This window comes from Pseudomonas sp. WS 5532 (assembly GCF_012985445.1).
Classification (GTDB): Bacteria; Pseudomonadota; Gammaproteobacteria; order Pseudomonadales; family Pseudomonadaceae; genus Aquipseudomonas; species Aquipseudomonas edaphica.
In genome coordinates this window covers 23,571-41,070 of record NZ_JAAQWK010000028.1, presented here as the reverse complement: position 1 = coordinate 41,070, position 17,500 = coordinate 23,571, and the positions used below count along the sequence as shown (strand labels likewise).

Here is a 17,500-nt window from a genome sequence, read left to right as displayed (position 1 = left end):
CATGAGCCAAGCCCCCCTCGTCCTGGTGGACGGTTCTTCTTATCTGTACCGCGCCTTCCACGCGCTGCCACCGCTGACCACCTCCAAAGGCCTGCCGACCGGTGCGGTCAAGGGCGTGTTGAACATGCTCAAAAGCCTGCGCAAGCAGTACCCAAACAGCCCGTTCGCGGTGGTGTTCGACGCCAAGGGTGGGACCTTTCGCGATGAGATGTACGCCGAATACAAGGCTAACCGCCCCAGCATGCCCGATGACATGCGCCTGCAAATCGAGCCACTGCACCAGAGTGTGATCGCCCTGGGCTTCCCTTTGCTGTGCGTTGAAGGCGTCGAGGCCGATGATGTGATCGGTACGCTGGCCCGCAGCAGCGCGGCGGCTGACCGTCCGGTAGTGATTTCTACCGGCGACAAGGACATGGCGCAGCTGGTGGACGGGCACATTACCTTGGTCAACACCATGACCGGTAGCTCGATGGACATCGAGGGCGTGAAGGAGAAATTCGGTGTCGCTCCGGAGCAGATCATCGATTATCTGGCGCTGATGGGCGATTCGTCCGACAACATCCCAGGCGTGCCGGGGATTGGTCCGAAGACGGCTTCCGGCTTGCTGGTGGGCGTGAATGGCGGCATCAAAGAGCTGTATGAGCAGTTGGATATCGTGCCGACCTTGCCGATCCGCGGGGCCAAGACCCTGCCGGCCAAGTTGGAAGAGCATAAGGAGATGGCATTCCTGTCCTATCAACTGGCGACGATCAAGGTCGACGTGCCGCTGGATGTGGGCCTGGATGATTTGCACCTGATCGAACCGGACCGCGAAAAGCTGCTGGAGCTGTACACGCTGCTGGAGTTCAAGAGCTGGTTTGATGAAATTCAGCGCGATGCCAAGCGCGTTGAGCTCAAGGCTGCCCCTGTTGTTGAGGAGGCCATCGAAGGGGTGGCACCCGCAGAAGCGTCTTACACCACCATCCTCGACCAGGCGACATTCGACGCCTGGCTGAAAAAACTCAACGCGGCAAAATTGTTCGCGTTCGACACCGAAACCACCGGGATCGATGCGCAGCAGGCGCAACTGGTCGGCGTGTCTTTTGCCGTGCAGCCCCATGAAGCGGCCTACATCCCGCTGACCCATTCCTACATCGGCGCGCCGCAACAACTGGACCGTGACACGGTACTGCTGGCCTTGAAGCCATTGCTGGAAGACGCGACCAAGCTCAAGGTCGGCCAGCACGCCAAGTTCGACATGAACATCCTGGCCAACTGTGCCATCGGCGGCGACCAGGCCAACGGTATTACCGTGCGCGGCATCGCTTTCGACACCATGCTCGAATCCTATGTGCTGAACTCCACCGCGACCCGGCACGACATGGACAGCCTGGCCAAGAAGTACCTGGACTACGACACTGTCAGCTTCCAGGACATCGCCGGCAAGGGCGCCAAGCAGCTGACGTTCGACCAGATCCCGCTTGAGCAAGCCGGCCCTTATGCGGCCGAAGATGCCGACGTGACGCTGCGCCTGCACCAGGCTTTGCATGCGCAGCTTGAAGCCATTCCAAGCCTTGCCAGTGTGCTGACGGACATTGAAATACCCTTGGTGCCGGTGCTGGCGCGTATCGAGCGTCAAGGCGCATTGGTGGATAAGGCGCTGCTGGGCATCCAGAGTATCGAGCTGGGCAACAAGATGGTTGAGCTGGAGCGCCAGGCGTTTGAGATCGCCGGTGAAGAGTTCAACCTGGGCTCGCCCAAGCAACTCGGGGCGATTCTTTACGAGAAGCTCGGTTTGCCGGTATTGAAAAAGACCGGCAAAGGCCAGGCGTCCACGGCTGAAGAAGTATTGGCCAAGCTGGCCGAAGATGACTTCCTGTTGCCCAAGGTACTGATGCAGTACCGCAGCATGAGCAAGCTCAAAAGCACCTACACCGACCGCCTGCCGGAGCAGATCAACCCGCGTACCGGGCGTATTCACACGTCTTATCATCAGGCGGTGGCGGCGACCGGGCGTTTGTCGTCCAGTGATCCGAACCTGCAGAACATCCCGGTGCGCACCGCCGAAGGGCGGCGCATTCGCCAGGCGTTTGTCGCGCCTAAAGGCTACAAGTTGCTGGCGGCGGACTATTCGCAGATCGAGCTGCGGATCATGGCGCATTTGTCCAAGGACGAGGGGCTGATGAATGCCTTCCGTAATGACCTGGACGTGCACACCGCCACCGCCGCCGAAGTGTTCAAGGTTGAGCTGACAGAGGTCACGTCCAACCAGCGCCGCAGTGCCAAGGCGATCAACTTTGGCCTGATCTACGGCATGGGCGCGCAGAAGCTCGGCAAGGACATTGGCGTGGATACCAAGACCGCCAAGGCCTACATTGATGTGTACTTTGCGCGCTACCCAGGCGTGCGTGAATACATGGAGCGCACCCGCGCCCAGGCGGCCGACCAGGGTTATGTCGAAACCTTCTTTGGGCGTCGGCTGTATCTGCCGGACATCAACTCCAACAAGCCTCAGGAGCGCGCGGCCGCAGAACGCACAGCGATTAACGCGCCGATGCAGGGTACGGCGGCGGACATTATCAAGAAAGCCATGGTGCTGGTGGACAACTGGCTGACCGAGTCGGGCCTGGATGCCAAAGTGATCCTGCAGGTGCACGATGAATTGGTGCTTGAGGTGCGTGAGGATCTGGTGGCGCAAGTCAGCGAGAAGATCCGCGAGCATATGAGCGCGGCGGCCAAGCTTGACGTGCCTTTGGTGGTAGACGTGGGCGTGGGCGATAACTGGGACGAAGCACACTGACAGCGCGGCTCTGCCATTGCCGAGGGTGATGGCAGAGCGCTTTAGATCAAAAGGCGTCGCAGGTTATTTCCAATAGTTTTTTTGACCTGCCGGAACTTAACCCGTGAACTGCTACTCAGAGTTACTGAATGGGTGGTGAAGCCCTTCAATGCTCCTATGTTGTGTTAAGTGTTGGCAGATATCTGGACCCCGCCCTAGCGGTCCGGAACTTGGACCCCGAACTTCCCCTCCCCATACGAAGTCCGGGGTTTTTTTTGCCTGCGCAAAAGTTATTCGGCGATTTCCGCGCCCTTGTCTGCTAATTCCATCCAGCCGGCCAGCACGGTGTAAGCGTCTTCCAGGCCCATGCGCTTGGGCGCCGAGAACAACTGGATGGTGATCGCGTCGCCCCAACCTTTACGGATTTCGGACTGCACTTTGAGCAAGGTGTTCTTGGCTGCGCCGTAGGTCAGCTTGTCGGCCTTGGTCAGCAGGATATGCATCGGCATGCCGCTGGCGACGGCCCAATCGAGCATCAGCAGGTCGAAATCGGTCATTGGATGACGGATGTCCATCATCAGAATCAAGCCCTTCAAACTCTCGCGGCCACCCAGGTAAGCCTCAAGGTGACGCTGCCAGTGCAGCTTCAACGGGATGGGTACTTTTGCATAACCGTAGCCCGGCAGGTCGACCAGACGCCGATCATCGTCTAGCTTGAAGAAATTGAGCAGCTGCGTGCGGCCCGGGGTTTTCGAGGTGCGCGCCAGGCTGGCGTGGGTCAGGGTGTTCAGCGCGCTGGACTTACCGGCGTTGGAACGGCCGGCAAAGGCGACTTCAAAGCCCTCGTCATCGGGGCATTGGTCCACTTTGGCGGCGCTGAGCATGAACGTGGACTGTTGGCACAGGCCGAGGATGGGATTCTTGAGTTGCATGAGATTTCCGATGTGGGCGGTGCCGAGAAAGGGTGCGGCAAGCGGTGTCGTTTCCGTTTCAGTAGCGCCAGTATATAATGCCGCAGATTTTGTGTGTGCTTTGTCCCAGCGAAGGATGAAGTTCACGGGAGCGAAAGACCTTCATTGCGCATTAGAACGCAAAACGCTCTCAAACCCTGAAAAGGTCGATGTATGACCCGATGGTTATGCGCTTTTGGTGTCCTGATCGCGCTTTTAGGCGCTCAGGCTACACAGGATCCAGAGGCGCTGTACAACCGAGTTTGCATGGCTACGCTGATGCAACACGTGACTCAGGGTTTCAAGGCAATGCCGCCGCGTGGTTTGTGCATGGACTGCAGTACTGAGGATTACCAGGCCATCAACGCGTTGATGGTGAGTAAACCCGGTAGATAACTCTTAAACCCTTAGCCGTAGTTGGATTAGCTGATGAACAAACTGATCGTGAGTCTGCTGTTGACCTTGGGCATCACTGGCGCTGCCGTCGCTGCAGAGGGCCCCCTTAAAGGTGATGCCACTGCCGGTCAAGCGAAAGCCGCCGTATGTGGTGCTTGCCATGGACCGGATGGCAACAGCCCGGCGCCGAACTTCCCCAAACTGGCAGGCCAGGGTGAGCGTTACCTGACCAAGCAGATGCACGACATCAAGGACGGCAAGCGCACGGTGCTGGAAATGACCGGCTTGCTGACTAATCTCAGCGATCAGGACCTGGCGGACATCGCGGCGTATTTTGCCAGCCAGAAAGGCAGTGTGGGAGCTGCTGATCCGAAGCTCGTTGATAAAGGCCAGGCGTTGTTTCAAGGCGGCAAACTCGCTGAAGACCAACCTATCGGTGGCATGCCTGCCTGTAAGGCTTGTCACATCGCAGGTGGCAGTGGGCTGGCCGAGGCGGGTTTTCCCCACCTGAGTGGTCAGCACGCCCAATACACAGCCAAGCAGTTGAAGGACTTCCGCGAGAAGGTTCGCTCCATCGATGGCGATGCCAGCAACAAAATGATGACTGACATTGCGGCGAAACTTTCGGATAAAGATATCGAAGCGCTGTCCAGCTATATTCAGGGCCTGCACTGATTGGACCTGCGACGTTAACGCTCGATTAATCCATCGATGCAAGCATAAAAAGGGTGGCTTAGGCCGCCCTTTTTTGTGGCCGGTGCCGTTACACTAACGAACTCATGCCCGCGTAGACCTGTCACAACTAAAGGTCGCGTGAGGCGACTTTATTTGTCCAGGAGTAAAGCATGCGTAATCTGATCCTCAGCGCCGCTCTCGTCACTGTCAGCCTTTTCGGCATGACCGCGCAAGCTGCCGACGTGCCGCTTGAAGCCGGTAAAACCTACGTTGAATTGGCCAACCCGGTTCCGGTCTCGGAGCCAGGCAAGATCGAAGTGGTGGAGCTGTTCTGGTATGGCTGCCCGCATTGCTACGCCTTTGAGCCGACTATCAATCCTTGGGCCGAAAAACTTCCGTCCGACGTTAACTTCCGACGCATCCCGGCCATGTTCGGCGGCCCATGGGATGCCCACGGCCAACTGTTCCTGACCCTGGAAGCCATGGGTGTCGAGCACAAGGTTCACAACGCTGTATTTAATGCGATTCAAAAAGAAGGCAAGCGCCTGACCAAGCCTGACGAAATGGCTGACTTTGTTGCCACCCAAGGCGTCGACAAGGACAAGTTCCTGGCCACCTTCAACTCCTTCGCTATCCAGGGCCAAATCAAACAGGCCAAGGAACTCGCCCAGAAGTACGGCGTACAAGGCGTACCGACCATGATCGTCAACGGCAAATACCGTTTCGACCTGGGCACTACCGGTGGTCCTGAGCAAACCCTCAATGTTGCCGACCAACTGATCGCTAAAGAGCGCGCAGCCAAGTAAGGGGGCCATCATGCGCGGCTGGGGTACTGAACGTAGCGTTGGCCTGCATGAACCGCGGGTCAACGAACACCACCTGGAGTCCACGGGCTTGCCGGCAGACAGTCGTCTGCGGCTGCTCAGCTTCAATATTCAGGTGGGCAACAGTACCGAGAAGTATCGGCACTACCTCACCCGTGGCTGGCAGCATCTGCTGCCGCACAAAGGGCGTACCGGTAATCTGCAGAAAATCGGCGACCTGCTCAACGACTTCGATCTGGTCGCCTTGCAGGAAGCCGACGGCGGCAGCATGCGCTCCGGTTATGTCAATCAGGTGGAGCATCTCGCCCATCTCGGTGCTTTCCCTTATTGGTATCAGCAACTCAACCGCAACCTCGGGCGCCTGGCACAGCACAGCAATGGCGTGCTCAGCCGCTTGAAGCCGACAGCCATCGAAGATCACCCGTTGCCCGGCCCAAAAGGGCGCGGCGCGATTCTTGTGCGTTTCGGCGAAGGCCCGGAAGCCTTGGTGGTGGTGATGATGCACCTGGCGCTTGGAGCGCGTACACGCAACCTCCAGTTGGCCTACGTGCGTGATCTGATCGGCAACTACAAACACCAGGTGCTGATGGGTGACATGAACACCCATGCCACCGACCTGTTGCAGAATTCCCCGTTGCGCGACCTCGGGTTACTGGCGCCGCAAGTCGAAGCCACGTTTCCCAGCTGGCGCCCGCAACGCTGTCTCGACCATATCCTGCTCAGCCCCAGCCTTACACTGGAAAGTGTGCAGGTGCTGGCGCAGCCCATTTCCGATCACCTGCCCGTCGCGGTAGAGATTCGTCTGCCGGGTTCGCTCACGGCTGATGCATTACCCGCGTTGAGCCCAGGCCCACGCGGACCCCTTGCATGAGCGACGACGCCCAGCGCTGGAAAGAGAAATACCTTAAAAGCGTTGAGCAGCAAGATAAGCTCGAACGCCGCTGGGCTGCCCGCCTCGACCTGTTGCGCCGAGGCCTGGTGCGCAGCACGCTGGCGGCGGAAGGCACCGACCGTGCGGTTGATCAATGCATGAAAGAAATGCGCGATGTGGTGCGTACCGACGACATGGACGCTGCCCTCGCCGCCTTGCTGCCACGCCTGGAAAAAGCCGTGCTCGACTCGGAGCAGCGCCGCGAAACCCGGGTCGACCAGATCAGCACTGCGCTGACTGCCTTAGTTGCGCAGTTGCAGAAACTGCCTCTGCCGCGTGAAGTCGCCCGCCCGCTGAAAACCTTCGCCAAACAGCTTGATGGCCGAGTCGGCCAGGCGCGTGAGATCCCGCTGCTGCTCAGCGAATTGAGCAGCCTGCAAGGGCAGGCGCTAAATAACCTGGAGCCTGAAGGCGAAGCTGCGCGCCCTGGACCAGGCCTGCTGCAACGCCTGTTTGGTGCAAAGGATGTGTCGAATGAGGCGTCGGTGGTTGAATCTGCCCCGCTCTATGCACCGCAACCGCCGGCGTCGAAACCTGCTGCTGCCAAAGCCGCGCCCGAGCCACTGGAGCCCGTGCAATCCGAAGAGCTGACCCAAGCCTTGCGCGCTTTTGCGCCATTGCCGGTAACGCCGGCCGCCGCGCAGCCTGAACCCGCTGAGTCGGTCAAAGTGGCTGAAGTCGCCCGCGAAGCCTTTGCCTTTGAGGCACCGGCGCGGGAGCAAGCCCCCGTCGGGCCTGACGAAGTCTCTGAGCCAGAGATGCCCGAGCCAGCACTAGAGGAAGCCGCGCCCGAAAGCGCCCTTGCTGCATTTATCGAAGAGCCGCAGGTTGAGGTCGACACGCCAGATCAAACGCTCATAGGCAGCCTGTCGCTTCCGCCCGTGCTGGAACCCTGCGAGCCCGATCCCGATGCGCTGCAACCGGACGGCACCTACGCCCTGCCCGACTCCCCCGAGCCGTCCTACAGCTCGGTCGCCAAGCATATCGAAGACACCTTGCTTGGCTTGCTGGAGGATCTGTCCTTACCCGAGCGCCACCGGCCCCAGGCCGAAGCCATGCGCGAGCGCTTGGCCCACGGCTTGAACTGGTACGAATTGCTGCCGATCCTCGATGACCTGGCGGTGCTGATGCTGGCGATTACCGACAGTGGCCAGCATGAGTTCGAGGCCTACCTCAAGCAGCTTAATGAACGCCTCGAAGCCTTCCAGGGCCATCTGCAGGTGGCCAGTGAGGGGCACGCCGACAGCCGCTCGGCCGCACGGGAGCTGGATACGCAGATCCGTGAACAGGTCGACGGCCTGCAAAGCAGCGTGCAGGAAGCTGCTGACCTGGACAGCCTCAAGCATGTGCTGGAAAGCCACCTTGAAGGCTTGCTCGGCACCATGGACGAACACCGGCAGCAGCGTGACCAGCGCGAGCAGGAAGTCGCGGCGCGGCTCAAAAGCCTGGCCGAGCGGGTGGCGAACATGGAGCAGGAAGCCCAAGGTTATCGCGAGCATTTGGAAGTGCAGCGCCAGAAGGCCTTGATCGACCCGCTCACCGGCCTGCCCAACCGTGCGGCCTGGAGCGAGCGCCTGGATCATGAAGTGAATAGCTGGCATCAGCGCGGCAACAGCCTGTCACTGGCCATGCTCGACCTGGACCACTTTAAGCGCATCAACGATGGCTACGGCCACTTGGCCGGCGACAAGGTGCTGAAGATCATCGCCAATGTGTTGCGCAAGCGCCTGCGCTCCGGCGATTTTATCGCGCGATTTGGGGGTGAAGAGTTTGTATTGTTGATGCCTGACTCAGGTTTGGCAGATGCTTTGGACGTGGGTGAGGTGCTGCGTTCGGCCATCGAGGCATGCCCGTTCCACTTCAAAGGCGAGCCGGTGACCATCACGGTGTCCATGGGCGTGGCGCAGTTCCTGCCGGGAGAACGCAGTGACCTGGCGCTAAAGCGTGCCGATGAGGCGTTGTATCGGGCCAAGGCCGCTGGACGCAACCGGGTGCAGGCGGCGTAAAAGATGTTCCATTTTGTGATTTGACCGTCGAGCCCCGAACCATCCGTTACACTGTTGCATTATCGTCTTCTGCGTACTGTCTTCCGCCATGAAATCCTTTTGCATTGCCTTTGTGCTTCTTTTGCTCGCCGGCTGCGCCAGCGGCCCGCGGCTGAACACCAGCCACCCTTCTTTGAACCACGACAACCGCGTGCAGTTCGTCATTGTCCATTACACCTCCGCCAGCCTTGAACGCTCCCTGGCGCTGCTCACGCACGGCCAGGTCAGCAGCCATTACCTCATTGGCGATGATGCTTCAGGCACCATCTACAAGCTGGTAGACGAGAGCCAGCGCGCCTGGCACGCCGGTGAAAGCGAATGGGCGGGCCGCACCTGGCTCAATTCCAGCTCCATTGGCATCGAGATCGTGAACCCAGGTTATACAGACGCGCCGACCGGCCGCCTGTGGTACCCGTACTCCGAGGCCCAGGTGCAGTCGTTGGTGGTGTTGCTCAAGGACATCAGCAAGCGCAACGGCATCGACCCCAAAAACATTATCGGCCATAGCGACATTGCGCCATTGCGCAAGCTCGACCCAGGCCCGTTGTTTCCGTGGAAGCGCCTGGCGGCTGAAGGTTTGGGCGTGTGGCCGGATGCACAGGCGGTGGCTCGATTCCAGCAACAGTATGCCGTTAGCCTGCCGAGTATTACGTGGTTCCAGGAAGAACTGGCGCGCCTGGGCTACCAGACGCCGCAGACGGGTGAACTGGATGTGGCCACGCGACATGTGATCGCGGCGTTCCAGATGCACTTCCGGCCATCACGGTTCGACGGCACGCCGGATGCGGAAAGTGCAGCTATCCTGAGCGCATTGAACCGCCGCTAAAGGTGTAACCCCATACAAATGTGGGAGCGGGCTTGCCCGCGATGACGGAGTGTCAGTCAACAAAGTTTTGGCTGAACCACCATCATCGCGGGCAAGCCCGCTCCCACATTTTTTTGTATCCAGGCTACAACGGCAGTGCCATATAGAACTGCGTACCCTGCCCCGGCCGCGAATACACGCCCATGCGACCGCCGTGCAACTGTACGATCTCCTTGCACAACGCCAGCCCCAGGCCAGCGCCGCCTTTCTTGCGGCCTACTTGTACGAAAGGTTCAAAGATGCGCCCCTGTTGGCCATAGGCAATACCCTCGCCGTTATCTTCAACGCTGATAATCACCCGTTCGCCGTGGCGACGCGCCTGCAAGCGAATCTGGCCACCATTGGCGGTATGTCGCAAAGCATTGCCTAGAAGGTTATCGAGTACACGCTCGAGTTGAACCTGGTCGGCGTACAGCCTGGGCAATTCCGATTGAGCTTCCACCAGCAGTTCGATGTGTTGTGCGTTCGCGGGCTCCGTGAACCGGGCTCGTGCGTGCTCGAGCAAATCAGTGACATCGCATGGCCCGAGCGTGAGTTTTTGCAGGCCGTTCTGGTAGCGCGAGAAGTTGAGCAGGTCGTTGATCAACTGCATCAGGCGCTGCATTTCTTCATTGACCGTATCCAGCAGGTCGGCCTCACGGGACTCGGCGGGAAACTTCGCCCGTTCGCGAAACAGCCCGAAGGCCATGTGCATGCCCGTCACCGGCGTGCGTAATTCGTGGGAGGCGCGCAATACGAACTCGCTGCGCACACGTTCGAACGCGCGTTGTTCGGTGACGTCATGCAGCACCATCACCGCACCTAGAATATGCCCTTGGGTATGGCTGACCGGCGTCAGGCTGTAGGTCAGCAGGCGCAGTTCGCCTTCGACTTCCACTTCCAGATCGTCCGGCGCGCGCTCCAGGTTGCCGCCGCGCAGCACCAGTTGCAGCTGCTCATCCATTTCAGGGCGACCCAAGGCTTCACCCAAGCCCTGGCCGAGGCGCTCTTCGTCCCAGCCCAACTGGCGCTGTGCCACGGGGTTAAGGTGTTCCAGACGGCCTTGGCGGTCAATCATCAGCAAGCCGTCGTCGATGCTGTCGAGCACTGCTTGCAGGCGTTGCTGGCCGGCCAGCAATTCATCGATATTGGTCGCCTGATGCTGACGCAGTGCTTCGGCCATGATGCCGAAACGACGGGTCAGCTGATTCATTTCTGCCGCCGATGAGATCGGCAGCGTCACTTCGAAATCGCCTTGCCCGATCTTGTCGGCGGCCTTGGCCAAGGCTTCAATTGGCCCGCCAAAGCGCCGGGCGATGCCATGGGCGGTGACGAAGCCGATGATCAACACCGCCAGGCCGACCAGCCCCAGCAAGCCGGCGATTAACAAGGCGCGATTGCGCGACTTGTGCTCGCTGTCGTTGATATTTTCCAGGGCGCCTTTGTGTTCAGCGATCAGTCCGTTACGCAGTGCATTGAAGGTTTCAGTGAGTTTTTCGTTTTTATTGTTGGCCAGTGAGCTTTGCTGAGCTTCGTCAAACGCCTTGAGGAAATTCAGGTAGTCGATGCGTGCCTGGCTGAAACCACTGGTTCTGCCGTCCTGCTGCTCATGGGCGATGCCCTGGTCCAGCAGGGCAAAATAGTTCTGCTTGGACGTCTGCAGGGCAGCGGGGTCGGGCTGCTCCTCCAGCATCAGGATCAACTGGTCGCCCAAGGTCTGGCGCAGCTTGAGGCCCAGGTCCAGGGTGATAAAGTTGCTGCGGATCAGCGACTCCTGGCTCTTGGCCATTTGCATGACGCTGACCAGTCCCAGGACCAGTCCCAACAGGGCGACGGTGATCAGCGCTGAGATACTCAGAAACAACCGAGTGCGCAGTTTCATCGCAAGCTTCATAAGGTACAGCTCACAGGTTGTACTGTTTACGTTTGCGGTACAGGGTCGACGCGTCGATGCCCAGCGTGCGGGCCGCTTGATCCAAGGTGTCGCTGGTAGCGAGAACGGCGCCGATATGGGCTTTCTCCAGTTCGTCCAGGCTCAGTGCTGCGCCAATACGCGGGGCATTGTTGGTCGGCTGTTCGGCCATCCCGAGGTGGCTGATTTCAACCTTTTCCTGCGGGCAAATGATGCTGGCCCGCTCCACCACGTTACGCAGTTCGCGGATATTGCCCGGCCAGCGGTAGTTAAGCAGCGCTTCACGGGCGGCATCGCTGAAACCGCGTGCAGGTCGGGCATACTCCTTGACGAAGCGCGCCAGGAAACGGTCGGCCAGAGTCAGGATGTCTTCACTGCGCTCGCGCAGGGGCGGCAGGTGCAGGGTGATGACGTTGAGGCGGTAGAGCAAGTCTTCCCGGAAACGGCCGTCGCGCACCATGTCTTCCAGGTTCAGGTTGGTGGCCGCGAGGATGCGCACATCAGCACGTCGAGTGACCGGGTCGCCTACGCGCTCATATTCCTTGTCTTGAATGAATCGCAGCAGTTTTGGCTGCAACGTCAGGGAAAAGTCGCCGATCTCGTCGAGAAACAGCGTGCCGCCGTCGGCTTGGTTAACGCGGCCCAGCGTGCTCTCACTGGCGCCGGTAAACGCGCCACGGCTATGGCCGAACAACTCGCTTTCCATTAGCTCGGCTGTCAGTGACGGACAGTTAATGGTCACGCAGGATTTTTTCGAGCGTTTGCTCCACCCGTGAATGGCCCGGGCCAGTTCGCCTTTACCGGTGCCGGACTCACCGAGGATCAAAATATTGGCATCGGTGCCAGCCACCTGACGCGCAGTTTCCAGTACCACCATCATCGCCGGGCTGTGGGAATCGAGGCCGTCCTTGGGTTGGCGCACTGCGCCTTCCAGTGCTTCCAGGCGTGCGGAGAGCTGGCGCACTTCCAACTGCTTGGCGGTGGCCAGGCGCAGTTGATCGGGGCTGCACGGCTTGACCAGGTAGTCGGCGGCGCCGGCCTGGATCGCGTCAACGGCGGTGTCTACAGCCGAATGCGCGGTCACAATCACCACGCGCATCCATGGCGCCTGGATGCGCATCTGGGCCAACACATCCAGGCCATTGTCTTCACCCAGGCGCAGGTCCAGGAAGCACAGATCGAATACCTGACGCTGCATCAAGGCATCGGCTTGGGCGGCGCTGTTGGCAGTGGCTACGCTGTAGCCTTCATCTTCCAGGCAGTAACGGAAGGTGCGGAGGATCGCGGATTCGTCATCCACTAAAAGAATGCGGCCTTGAAGTTCCTTGGCTGATTCCATCTGTCCCGCGCTCCTTAACTATAAATGATGGTGTTTAGTCCCGGATTAATCGGGCAAGTTGCATGGTTTATTCTGATTCATAAAAGGCATCTTCGCGCAGGTATCTTCACGTTCCCCTACAAAGGCGCCGATTGATGGCGTTTTCTTGCCTTCTTGCCAATTCGGCAACGCCCGCGGTTGTTTCGATCCATTGACCCGACCACTGACCATCGTGCATTTCGCACGGCCTGCAAAGGGTCATCGTGCAGGATGCTGTTCGATACTGTATTGGTGTATCTATAACTAATTGATTTTATTGAGTTTTATTTTGTAAAAAAACTGGCATGCACTCTGCAATAGCTCTCCCAACGAATAATCAAAATGCGGGAGAAATGCAGCATGACTCGCCAAAGCCTCAGCCAACTACGTGTATCGCCACTGCGCTTGCAGCAAGGTCTGTTCGCCAGCCTGGCTTTGATGGTCACGTTGATTGCCGGCCAGCAGATGCAGCATTGGCAGCAAAGTCAGCAGCAAACCGCGCAATTCGAACGTCCGTCGATGACCCAAACCCATTTCCGTTCCGTTGGCAGCGCCAGCGCTACTACTGAAGTAACCGCCCCGCAATTGAGAGTGGCAGGCCAGGATTCAACCCTGGGTGAATTGCCAACCCAAGAGCGCTGGGTGTTCTAAGCAAGAAAAGGTCGCTTGTGTTGAGCGGCTGCACGGCACTACCGCAGTTACCCCTATAAAAGCTTAAGGAGAATCACCATGTTGAGTTGGGCAATCACATTTCTGATCATCGCCATTGTGGCTGCAGTCCTGGGCTTCGGTGGTATCGCGGGCACCGCCACGGGTATCGCAAAAATTCTGTTTGTGGTCTTCCTGGTGATGTTCATCGCTTCGTTCTTCTTTGGTCGTCGCGGCCGAGGCTGAATATGACCATTTTGTCCTTTAAAGCCATGACTGCCGCCCTGCTCTTGGGCGGCAGCGGGCTGGTGATGGCCGCCAATGACGGCCAATCCCGAGCCAACGAATTGCTTAGTGCGGATAAGCAGTACCGCGAAACCTGGCAAAGCGTGGTGAAGAAAGAACAGCGCTTGCCGGAATGGGTGATGAACCTGTCCGGTACGGCCGAGCAAATGAATGCCGTTGAAGAAGATGGCGACAAGTATTTGGTGGGGCCGCTCTGTGAGACTGCAGATACGTGCCTGAACAAGCGCCTGATCGTTGCCTTTAGCCTCGACAAGGAAGATGCCTACGCCATGTTGGTGGAAGTCCCGGCCGGTTTGCCGGCGGACAAATCCCCGACACGGCACGCCGATTACCGTTTTATCGGTAAGCCGAACGAAGGCATGCAAAAGCTGCTGATGGAGCAGCTTAAGAAAGATCCGAATTGGTACTAGGTTCCGTCTGATGCGTCTGTCGTCTGCGGAGCCGGCGTCCATAGAAAGAAGCCCCTCGCTTCTTTCTGTCTGCATCGCCCGCCAAGGGTGATGCATGACCAGGGGGCCGGGTTGCTCTGATCAATCGAGATCGGCGTGACCTACGGGTACAGGGAGTGCCTGCGCAAGGGCCGGGTCAGGTGAAAAGCTGCGACGCAAGTTCACAAGCCCTCACGCTTGCTGAACTTGCGACGGGCTTGTCACTCTCATGCTCCGCTTCTTATACGGCTCATAGCCGACAATTTCTCTTTTGCGCGCGCCTAACCATTACTTGGTGTTTCGTGGCGACCATCTATCGAGAAAATTTTGGCTGCGCCATAGGACATTTCTGGCGCCAGGTCAGTGAATTCCCAGGCATTTTCGCCAACCTGTATAAGTCGTCCAACATCTCTGAGCGAGCCGGTATTGGCCGGTTAACGGCATATTCACGGGCTTTAATGGCGGATTTGAACTGACCGTTCGGACAGCTAATTTCAAAAAAAGTCATGCCGATTCGGCATAGGGTAGGCGTTTACGGCATTAGACGTCGAACCCTTGCATGGGAATAGTTGCGCCTTTTTTCGCCTGCCAGTAAGCCATTTCGGCCATGCTGCGGTGACCTTCCATGGAGGCAAATGCGCACACTTTTTCGCTTCCGAGCGTTGCGAGTGGCGCATTTGCCTTAAGTCCACTTGAAGTAAGGGTAATGACATGAAGAAGGCAAAGCTAAGCCTCGCCTGGCAGATCCTCATCGGTTTGGTACTGGGGATCGCAATCGGTGCAGTGCTCAACCATTTCAGTGCTGAAAAAGCCTGGTGGATCAGCAATGTGTTGCAGCCAGCGGGCGATATCTTTATCCGCCTGATCAAGATGATCGTGATCCCGATTGTGATTTCCTCGCTGATTGTTGGCATCGCCGGCGTAGGGGATGCGAAGAAGCTGGGGCGGATCGGCGTCAAAACCATTCTTTACTTCGAAGTGGTCACCACCATCGCCATTGTGGTCGGCCTGTTGCTTGCCAACCTGTTCCACCCGGGCGCTGGCATCGACATGAGTACCCTGGGTACCGTCGATATTTCCAAATACACCGCCACCGCCGCCGAAGTGCAGCATGAGCATGCGTTCATCGAAACCATCCTCAACCTGATCCCATCGAATATTTTCGCTGCCGTTGCCCGTGGCGACATGCTGCCGATCATCTTCTTCTCGGTGCTGTTCGGCCTGGGCTTGTCGAGCCTCAAGCCTGAGCTGCGCGAACCGCTGGTGACCATGTTCCAGGGCGTGTCCGAGAGCATGTTCAAAGTGACCCACATGATCATGAAGTACGCCCCAATCGGTGTATTTGCCTTGATCGCGGTAACCGTCGCCAACTTCGGTTTCGCCTCCTTGCTGCCGCTGGCCAAGCTGGTGATCCTGGTTTACGTCGCCATCCTCTTCTTCGCCTTTGCGGTACTGGGCCTGATCGCCCGCCTGTTCGGCTTCTCGATTCTCAAGCTGATGCGCATCTTCAAGGATGAGTTGGTACTGGCCTACTCCACCGCCAGCTCCGAAACCGTGTTGCCGCGTGTGATCGAGAAGATGGAAGCCTACGGTGCGCCGAAGGCCATCTGCAGCTTCGTAGTGCCAACTGGCTACTCGTTCAACCTTGACGGTTCGACCCTGTACCAGAGTATCGCGGCCATCTTTATCGCCCAGCTGTATGGCATCGACCTGTCGATTGGCCAGCAACTGATGCTGGTACTGACCCTGATGGTCACCTCCAAAGGTATCGCCGGCGTGCCGGGCGTGTCCTTCGTGGTGTTGCTGGCGACTCTGGGCAGCGTGGGCATTCCGCTGGAAGGCCTGGCCTTCATCGCCGGCGTCGACCGAGTGATGGACATGGCGCGTACCGCACTTAATGTGATCGGCAACGCCTTGGCTGTTCTGGTCATCTCCCGCTGGGAAGGCATGTACGACGATGCCAAGGGCGAGCGCTACTGGAACTCGCTGCCGCACTGGCGCAGCAAAGAAGCCGCACCGACCGCACAAGCTACCCGCGGCTGATAGCACCGCTGCTTTGAAACAAACCCCGGAAAATTCCGGGGTTTGTCGTTTCTGCCAGCCCCGCTATCATTCGCCCCATCTTTCGGGGGATTCAACTGATGCTCAATGGCCTGTGGCTTGGCTTCTTTGTCGTGGCAATGGTGTCAGCACTGGCGCAATGGCTGGTTGGCGGTAATGCCGGGATTTTTGCGGCGATGGTCGAAAGCATTTTCGCCATGGCCAAACTGTCGGTGGACGTGATGGTGCTGCTGTTCGGCACCCTGACCTTATGGCTGGGCTTTTTGCGCATCGCCGAAAAAGCGGGCATCGTCGATTGGCTGGCCAAGGCGCTCGGCCCGCTGTTTCGCCGTTTGATGCCGGAAGTGCCCGCTGGCCACCCGGCCATCGGCTTGATCACCCTCAACTTCGCCGCCAATGGCCTGGGCCTGGACAACGCCGCCACACCGATTGGCCTGAAAGCCATGAAGGCGTTGCAGGAACTCAACCCCATCCCCAACACCGCGAGCAACGCGCAGATTCTGTTCCTGGTGCTTAACGCGTCCTCGCTGACGCTGTTGCCGGTGACGATCTTCATGTACCGCGCCCAGCAAGGCGCCGCCGACCCGACGCTGGTGTTCCTGCCGATCCTGCTGGCCACCAGCGCCTCAACGCTGGTGGGCCTGTTGTCGGTGGCTGTCATGCAGCGCCTGCGCTTGTGGGACCCGGTGGTGCTGGCCTATCTGATTCCCGGCGCGCTGATGCTGGGCGGCTTTATGGCGTTGCTGGCGACACTGTCCGCCACGGCGCTGGCGGGCCTGTCGTCGATCCTCGGCAACCTGACGCTGTTTGGCTTGATCATGCTGTTTCTGGTGATCGGTGCGTTGCGCAAGGTGAAGGTGTATGAGGCATTTGTCGAAGGTGCCAAAGAGGGCTTCGATGTTGCCAAGAACCTGCTGCCGTATCTGGTGGCGATGCTTTGTGCAGTGGGCGTATTGCGCGCCTCCGGGGCGTTGGACTTTGGCCTGGAGGGGATTCGCCATGTGGTGGCCTGGACGGGCATGGACACGCGCTTTGTCGATGCATTGCCGACGGCGATGGTCAAGCCGTTCTCCGGCAGCGCGGCGCGGGCGCTGTTGATCGAGACCATGCAGGCCAAGGGCGTGGACAGCTTCCCGGCGTTGGTCGCGGCGACGATTCAGGGCAGTACCGAGACCACCTTTTATGTGTTGGCGGTGTACTTTGGTTCGGTGGGCATCCAGCGCGCGCGGCATGCGGTTGGATGTGCGTTGCTGGCGGAGTTTGCCGGCGTGGTGGCGGCAATTTCGGTGTGCTACTGGTTCTTTGGTTAAGGCTTAGTTATCTGTGGCGAGGGAGCTTGCTCCCGCTGGGCCGCGAAGCGGCCCC

Annotated in this window: 15 protein-coding genes; 12 read left to right on the top strand and 3 right to left on the bottom strand. The window is 58.9% G+C overall.

Features of this window, described 5'->3' with window-relative positions:
- The first annotated feature begins 1 nt into the window (after nucleotide 1).
- Nucleotides 2-2,779, top strand: a complete 2,778-nt coding sequence (gene polA / locus HBO23_RS30270; RefSeq protein WP_170040730.1) for a DNA polymerase I — start codon at nucleotides 2-4, stop codon at nucleotides 2,777-2,779.
- Nucleotides 2,780-3,048: 269 nt separating this feature from the next.
- Here polA and yihA read toward each other — a convergent pair whose 3' ends face one another.
- Nucleotides 3,049-3,690: a ribosome biogenesis GTP-binding protein YihA/YsxC gene (gene yihA, locus HBO23_RS30265; RefSeq protein ID WP_042943980.1), complete on the bottom strand. Its 642-nt coding sequence runs from the start codon at nucleotides 3,688-3,690 to the stop codon at nucleotides 3,049-3,051.
- Between the two features lie 192 nt (nucleotides 3,691-3,882).
- On the opposite strand from yihA, the gene HBO23_RS34000 reads away from it, so the two are divergent.
- From HBO23_RS34000 to HBO23_RS30240, 6 genes are all read left to right on the top strand, one after another.
- The gene (locus HBO23_RS34000; RefSeq protein WP_017139090.1) at nucleotides 3,883-4,104 is read left to right on the top strand and encodes a cytochrome; all 222 of its coding nucleotides are present in this window, start codon (nucleotides 3,883-3,885) and stop codon (nucleotides 4,102-4,104) included.
- 33 nt (nucleotides 4,105-4,137) lie between these two features.
- Nucleotides 4,138-4,779: a c-type cytochrome gene (locus tag HBO23_RS30260; RefSeq protein WP_017139089.1), complete on the top strand. Its 642-nt coding sequence runs from the start codon at nucleotides 4,138-4,140 to the stop codon at nucleotides 4,777-4,779.
- Nucleotides 4,780-4,949: 170 nt separating this feature from the next.
- Nucleotides 4,950-5,585, top strand: a complete 636-nt coding sequence (dsbA, locus tag HBO23_RS30255; RefSeq protein ID WP_017139088.1) for a thiol:disulfide interchange protein DsbA — start codon at nucleotides 4,950-4,952, stop codon at nucleotides 5,583-5,585.
- 10 nt (nucleotides 5,586-5,595) lie between these two features.
- Nucleotides 5,596-6,474, top strand: a complete 879-nt coding sequence (locus HBO23_RS30250) for an endonuclease/exonuclease/phosphatase family protein (RefSeq protein ID WP_017139087.1) — start codon at nucleotides 5,596-5,598, stop codon at nucleotides 6,472-6,474.
- On the top strand, nucleotides 6,471-8,540 hold the full coding sequence (locus HBO23_RS30245) for a diguanylate cyclase (protein ID WP_170040729.1): 2,070 nt from the start codon (nucleotides 6,471-6,473) through the stop codon (nucleotides 8,538-8,540). Before HBO23_RS30250 ends, HBO23_RS30245 begins: the two co-directional genes overlap by 4 nt.
- A gap of 88 nt (nucleotides 8,541-8,628) precedes the next feature.
- Nucleotides 8,629-9,405 carry an N-acetylmuramoyl-L-alanine amidase gene (locus HBO23_RS30240; protein ID WP_017139085.1) on the top strand — a complete coding sequence of 259 codons (777 nt, stop codon included), beginning with the start codon at nucleotides 8,629-8,631 and terminating at the stop codon, nucleotides 9,403-9,405.
- Between the two features lie 124 nt (nucleotides 9,406-9,529).
- Here the strand turns inward: HBO23_RS30240 and HBO23_RS30235 are convergent, their stop codons facing one another.
- Both HBO23_RS30235 and algB read right to left on the bottom strand, forming a co-directional pair.
- Nucleotides 9,530-11,317 (bottom strand): ATP-binding protein, encoded by a 1,788-nt coding sequence (locus HBO23_RS30235; RefSeq protein WP_017139084.1) that lies wholly within the window; start codon nucleotides 11,315-11,317, stop codon nucleotides 9,530-9,532.
- 10 nt (nucleotides 11,318-11,327) lie between these two features.
- Nucleotides 11,328-12,674, bottom strand: a complete 1,347-nt coding sequence (algB, locus tag HBO23_RS30230) for a sigma-54-dependent response regulator transcription factor AlgB (RefSeq protein WP_170040728.1) — start codon at nucleotides 12,672-12,674, stop codon at nucleotides 11,328-11,330.
- Nucleotides 12,675-13,052: 378 nt separating this feature from the next.
- Here algB and HBO23_RS30225 point away from each other — a divergent pair, with 378 nt between their 5' ends.
- The 5 genes from HBO23_RS30225 (at nucleotide 13,053) to HBO23_RS30205 (ending at nucleotide 17,445) form a co-directional block, all read left to right on the top strand.
- A complete protein-coding gene (locus HBO23_RS30225) occupies nucleotides 13,053-13,343 on the top strand; it encodes a hypothetical protein (RefSeq protein WP_017139082.1) in 291 nt (96 codons plus the stop codon).
- 78 nt (nucleotides 13,344-13,421) lie between these two features.
- On the top strand, nucleotides 13,422-13,586 hold the full coding sequence (locus tag HBO23_RS30220; protein ID WP_003170804.1) for a DUF1328 domain-containing protein: 165 nt from the start codon (nucleotides 13,422-13,424) through the stop codon (nucleotides 13,584-13,586).
- A gap of 2 nt (nucleotides 13,587-13,588) precedes the next feature.
- Nucleotides 13,589-14,056 (top strand): inhibitor of vertebrate lysozyme family protein, encoded by a 468-nt coding sequence (locus HBO23_RS30215; protein ID WP_170040727.1) that lies wholly within the window; start codon nucleotides 13,589-13,591, stop codon nucleotides 14,054-14,056.
- 729 nt (nucleotides 14,057-14,785) lie between these two features.
- Nucleotides 14,786-16,117 (top strand): glutamate/aspartate:proton symporter GltP, encoded by a 1,332-nt coding sequence (gene gltP / locus HBO23_RS30210; RefSeq protein ID WP_017139080.1) that lies wholly within the window; start codon nucleotides 14,786-14,788, stop codon nucleotides 16,115-16,117.
- Between the two features lie 98 nt (nucleotides 16,118-16,215).
- The gene (locus tag HBO23_RS30205; protein WP_017139079.1) at nucleotides 16,216-17,445 is read left to right on the top strand and encodes a spore maturation protein; all 1,230 of its coding nucleotides are present in this window, start codon (nucleotides 16,216-16,218) and stop codon (nucleotides 17,443-17,445) included.
- The last annotated feature ends 55 nt before the right edge of the window (nucleotides 17,446-17,500 follow it).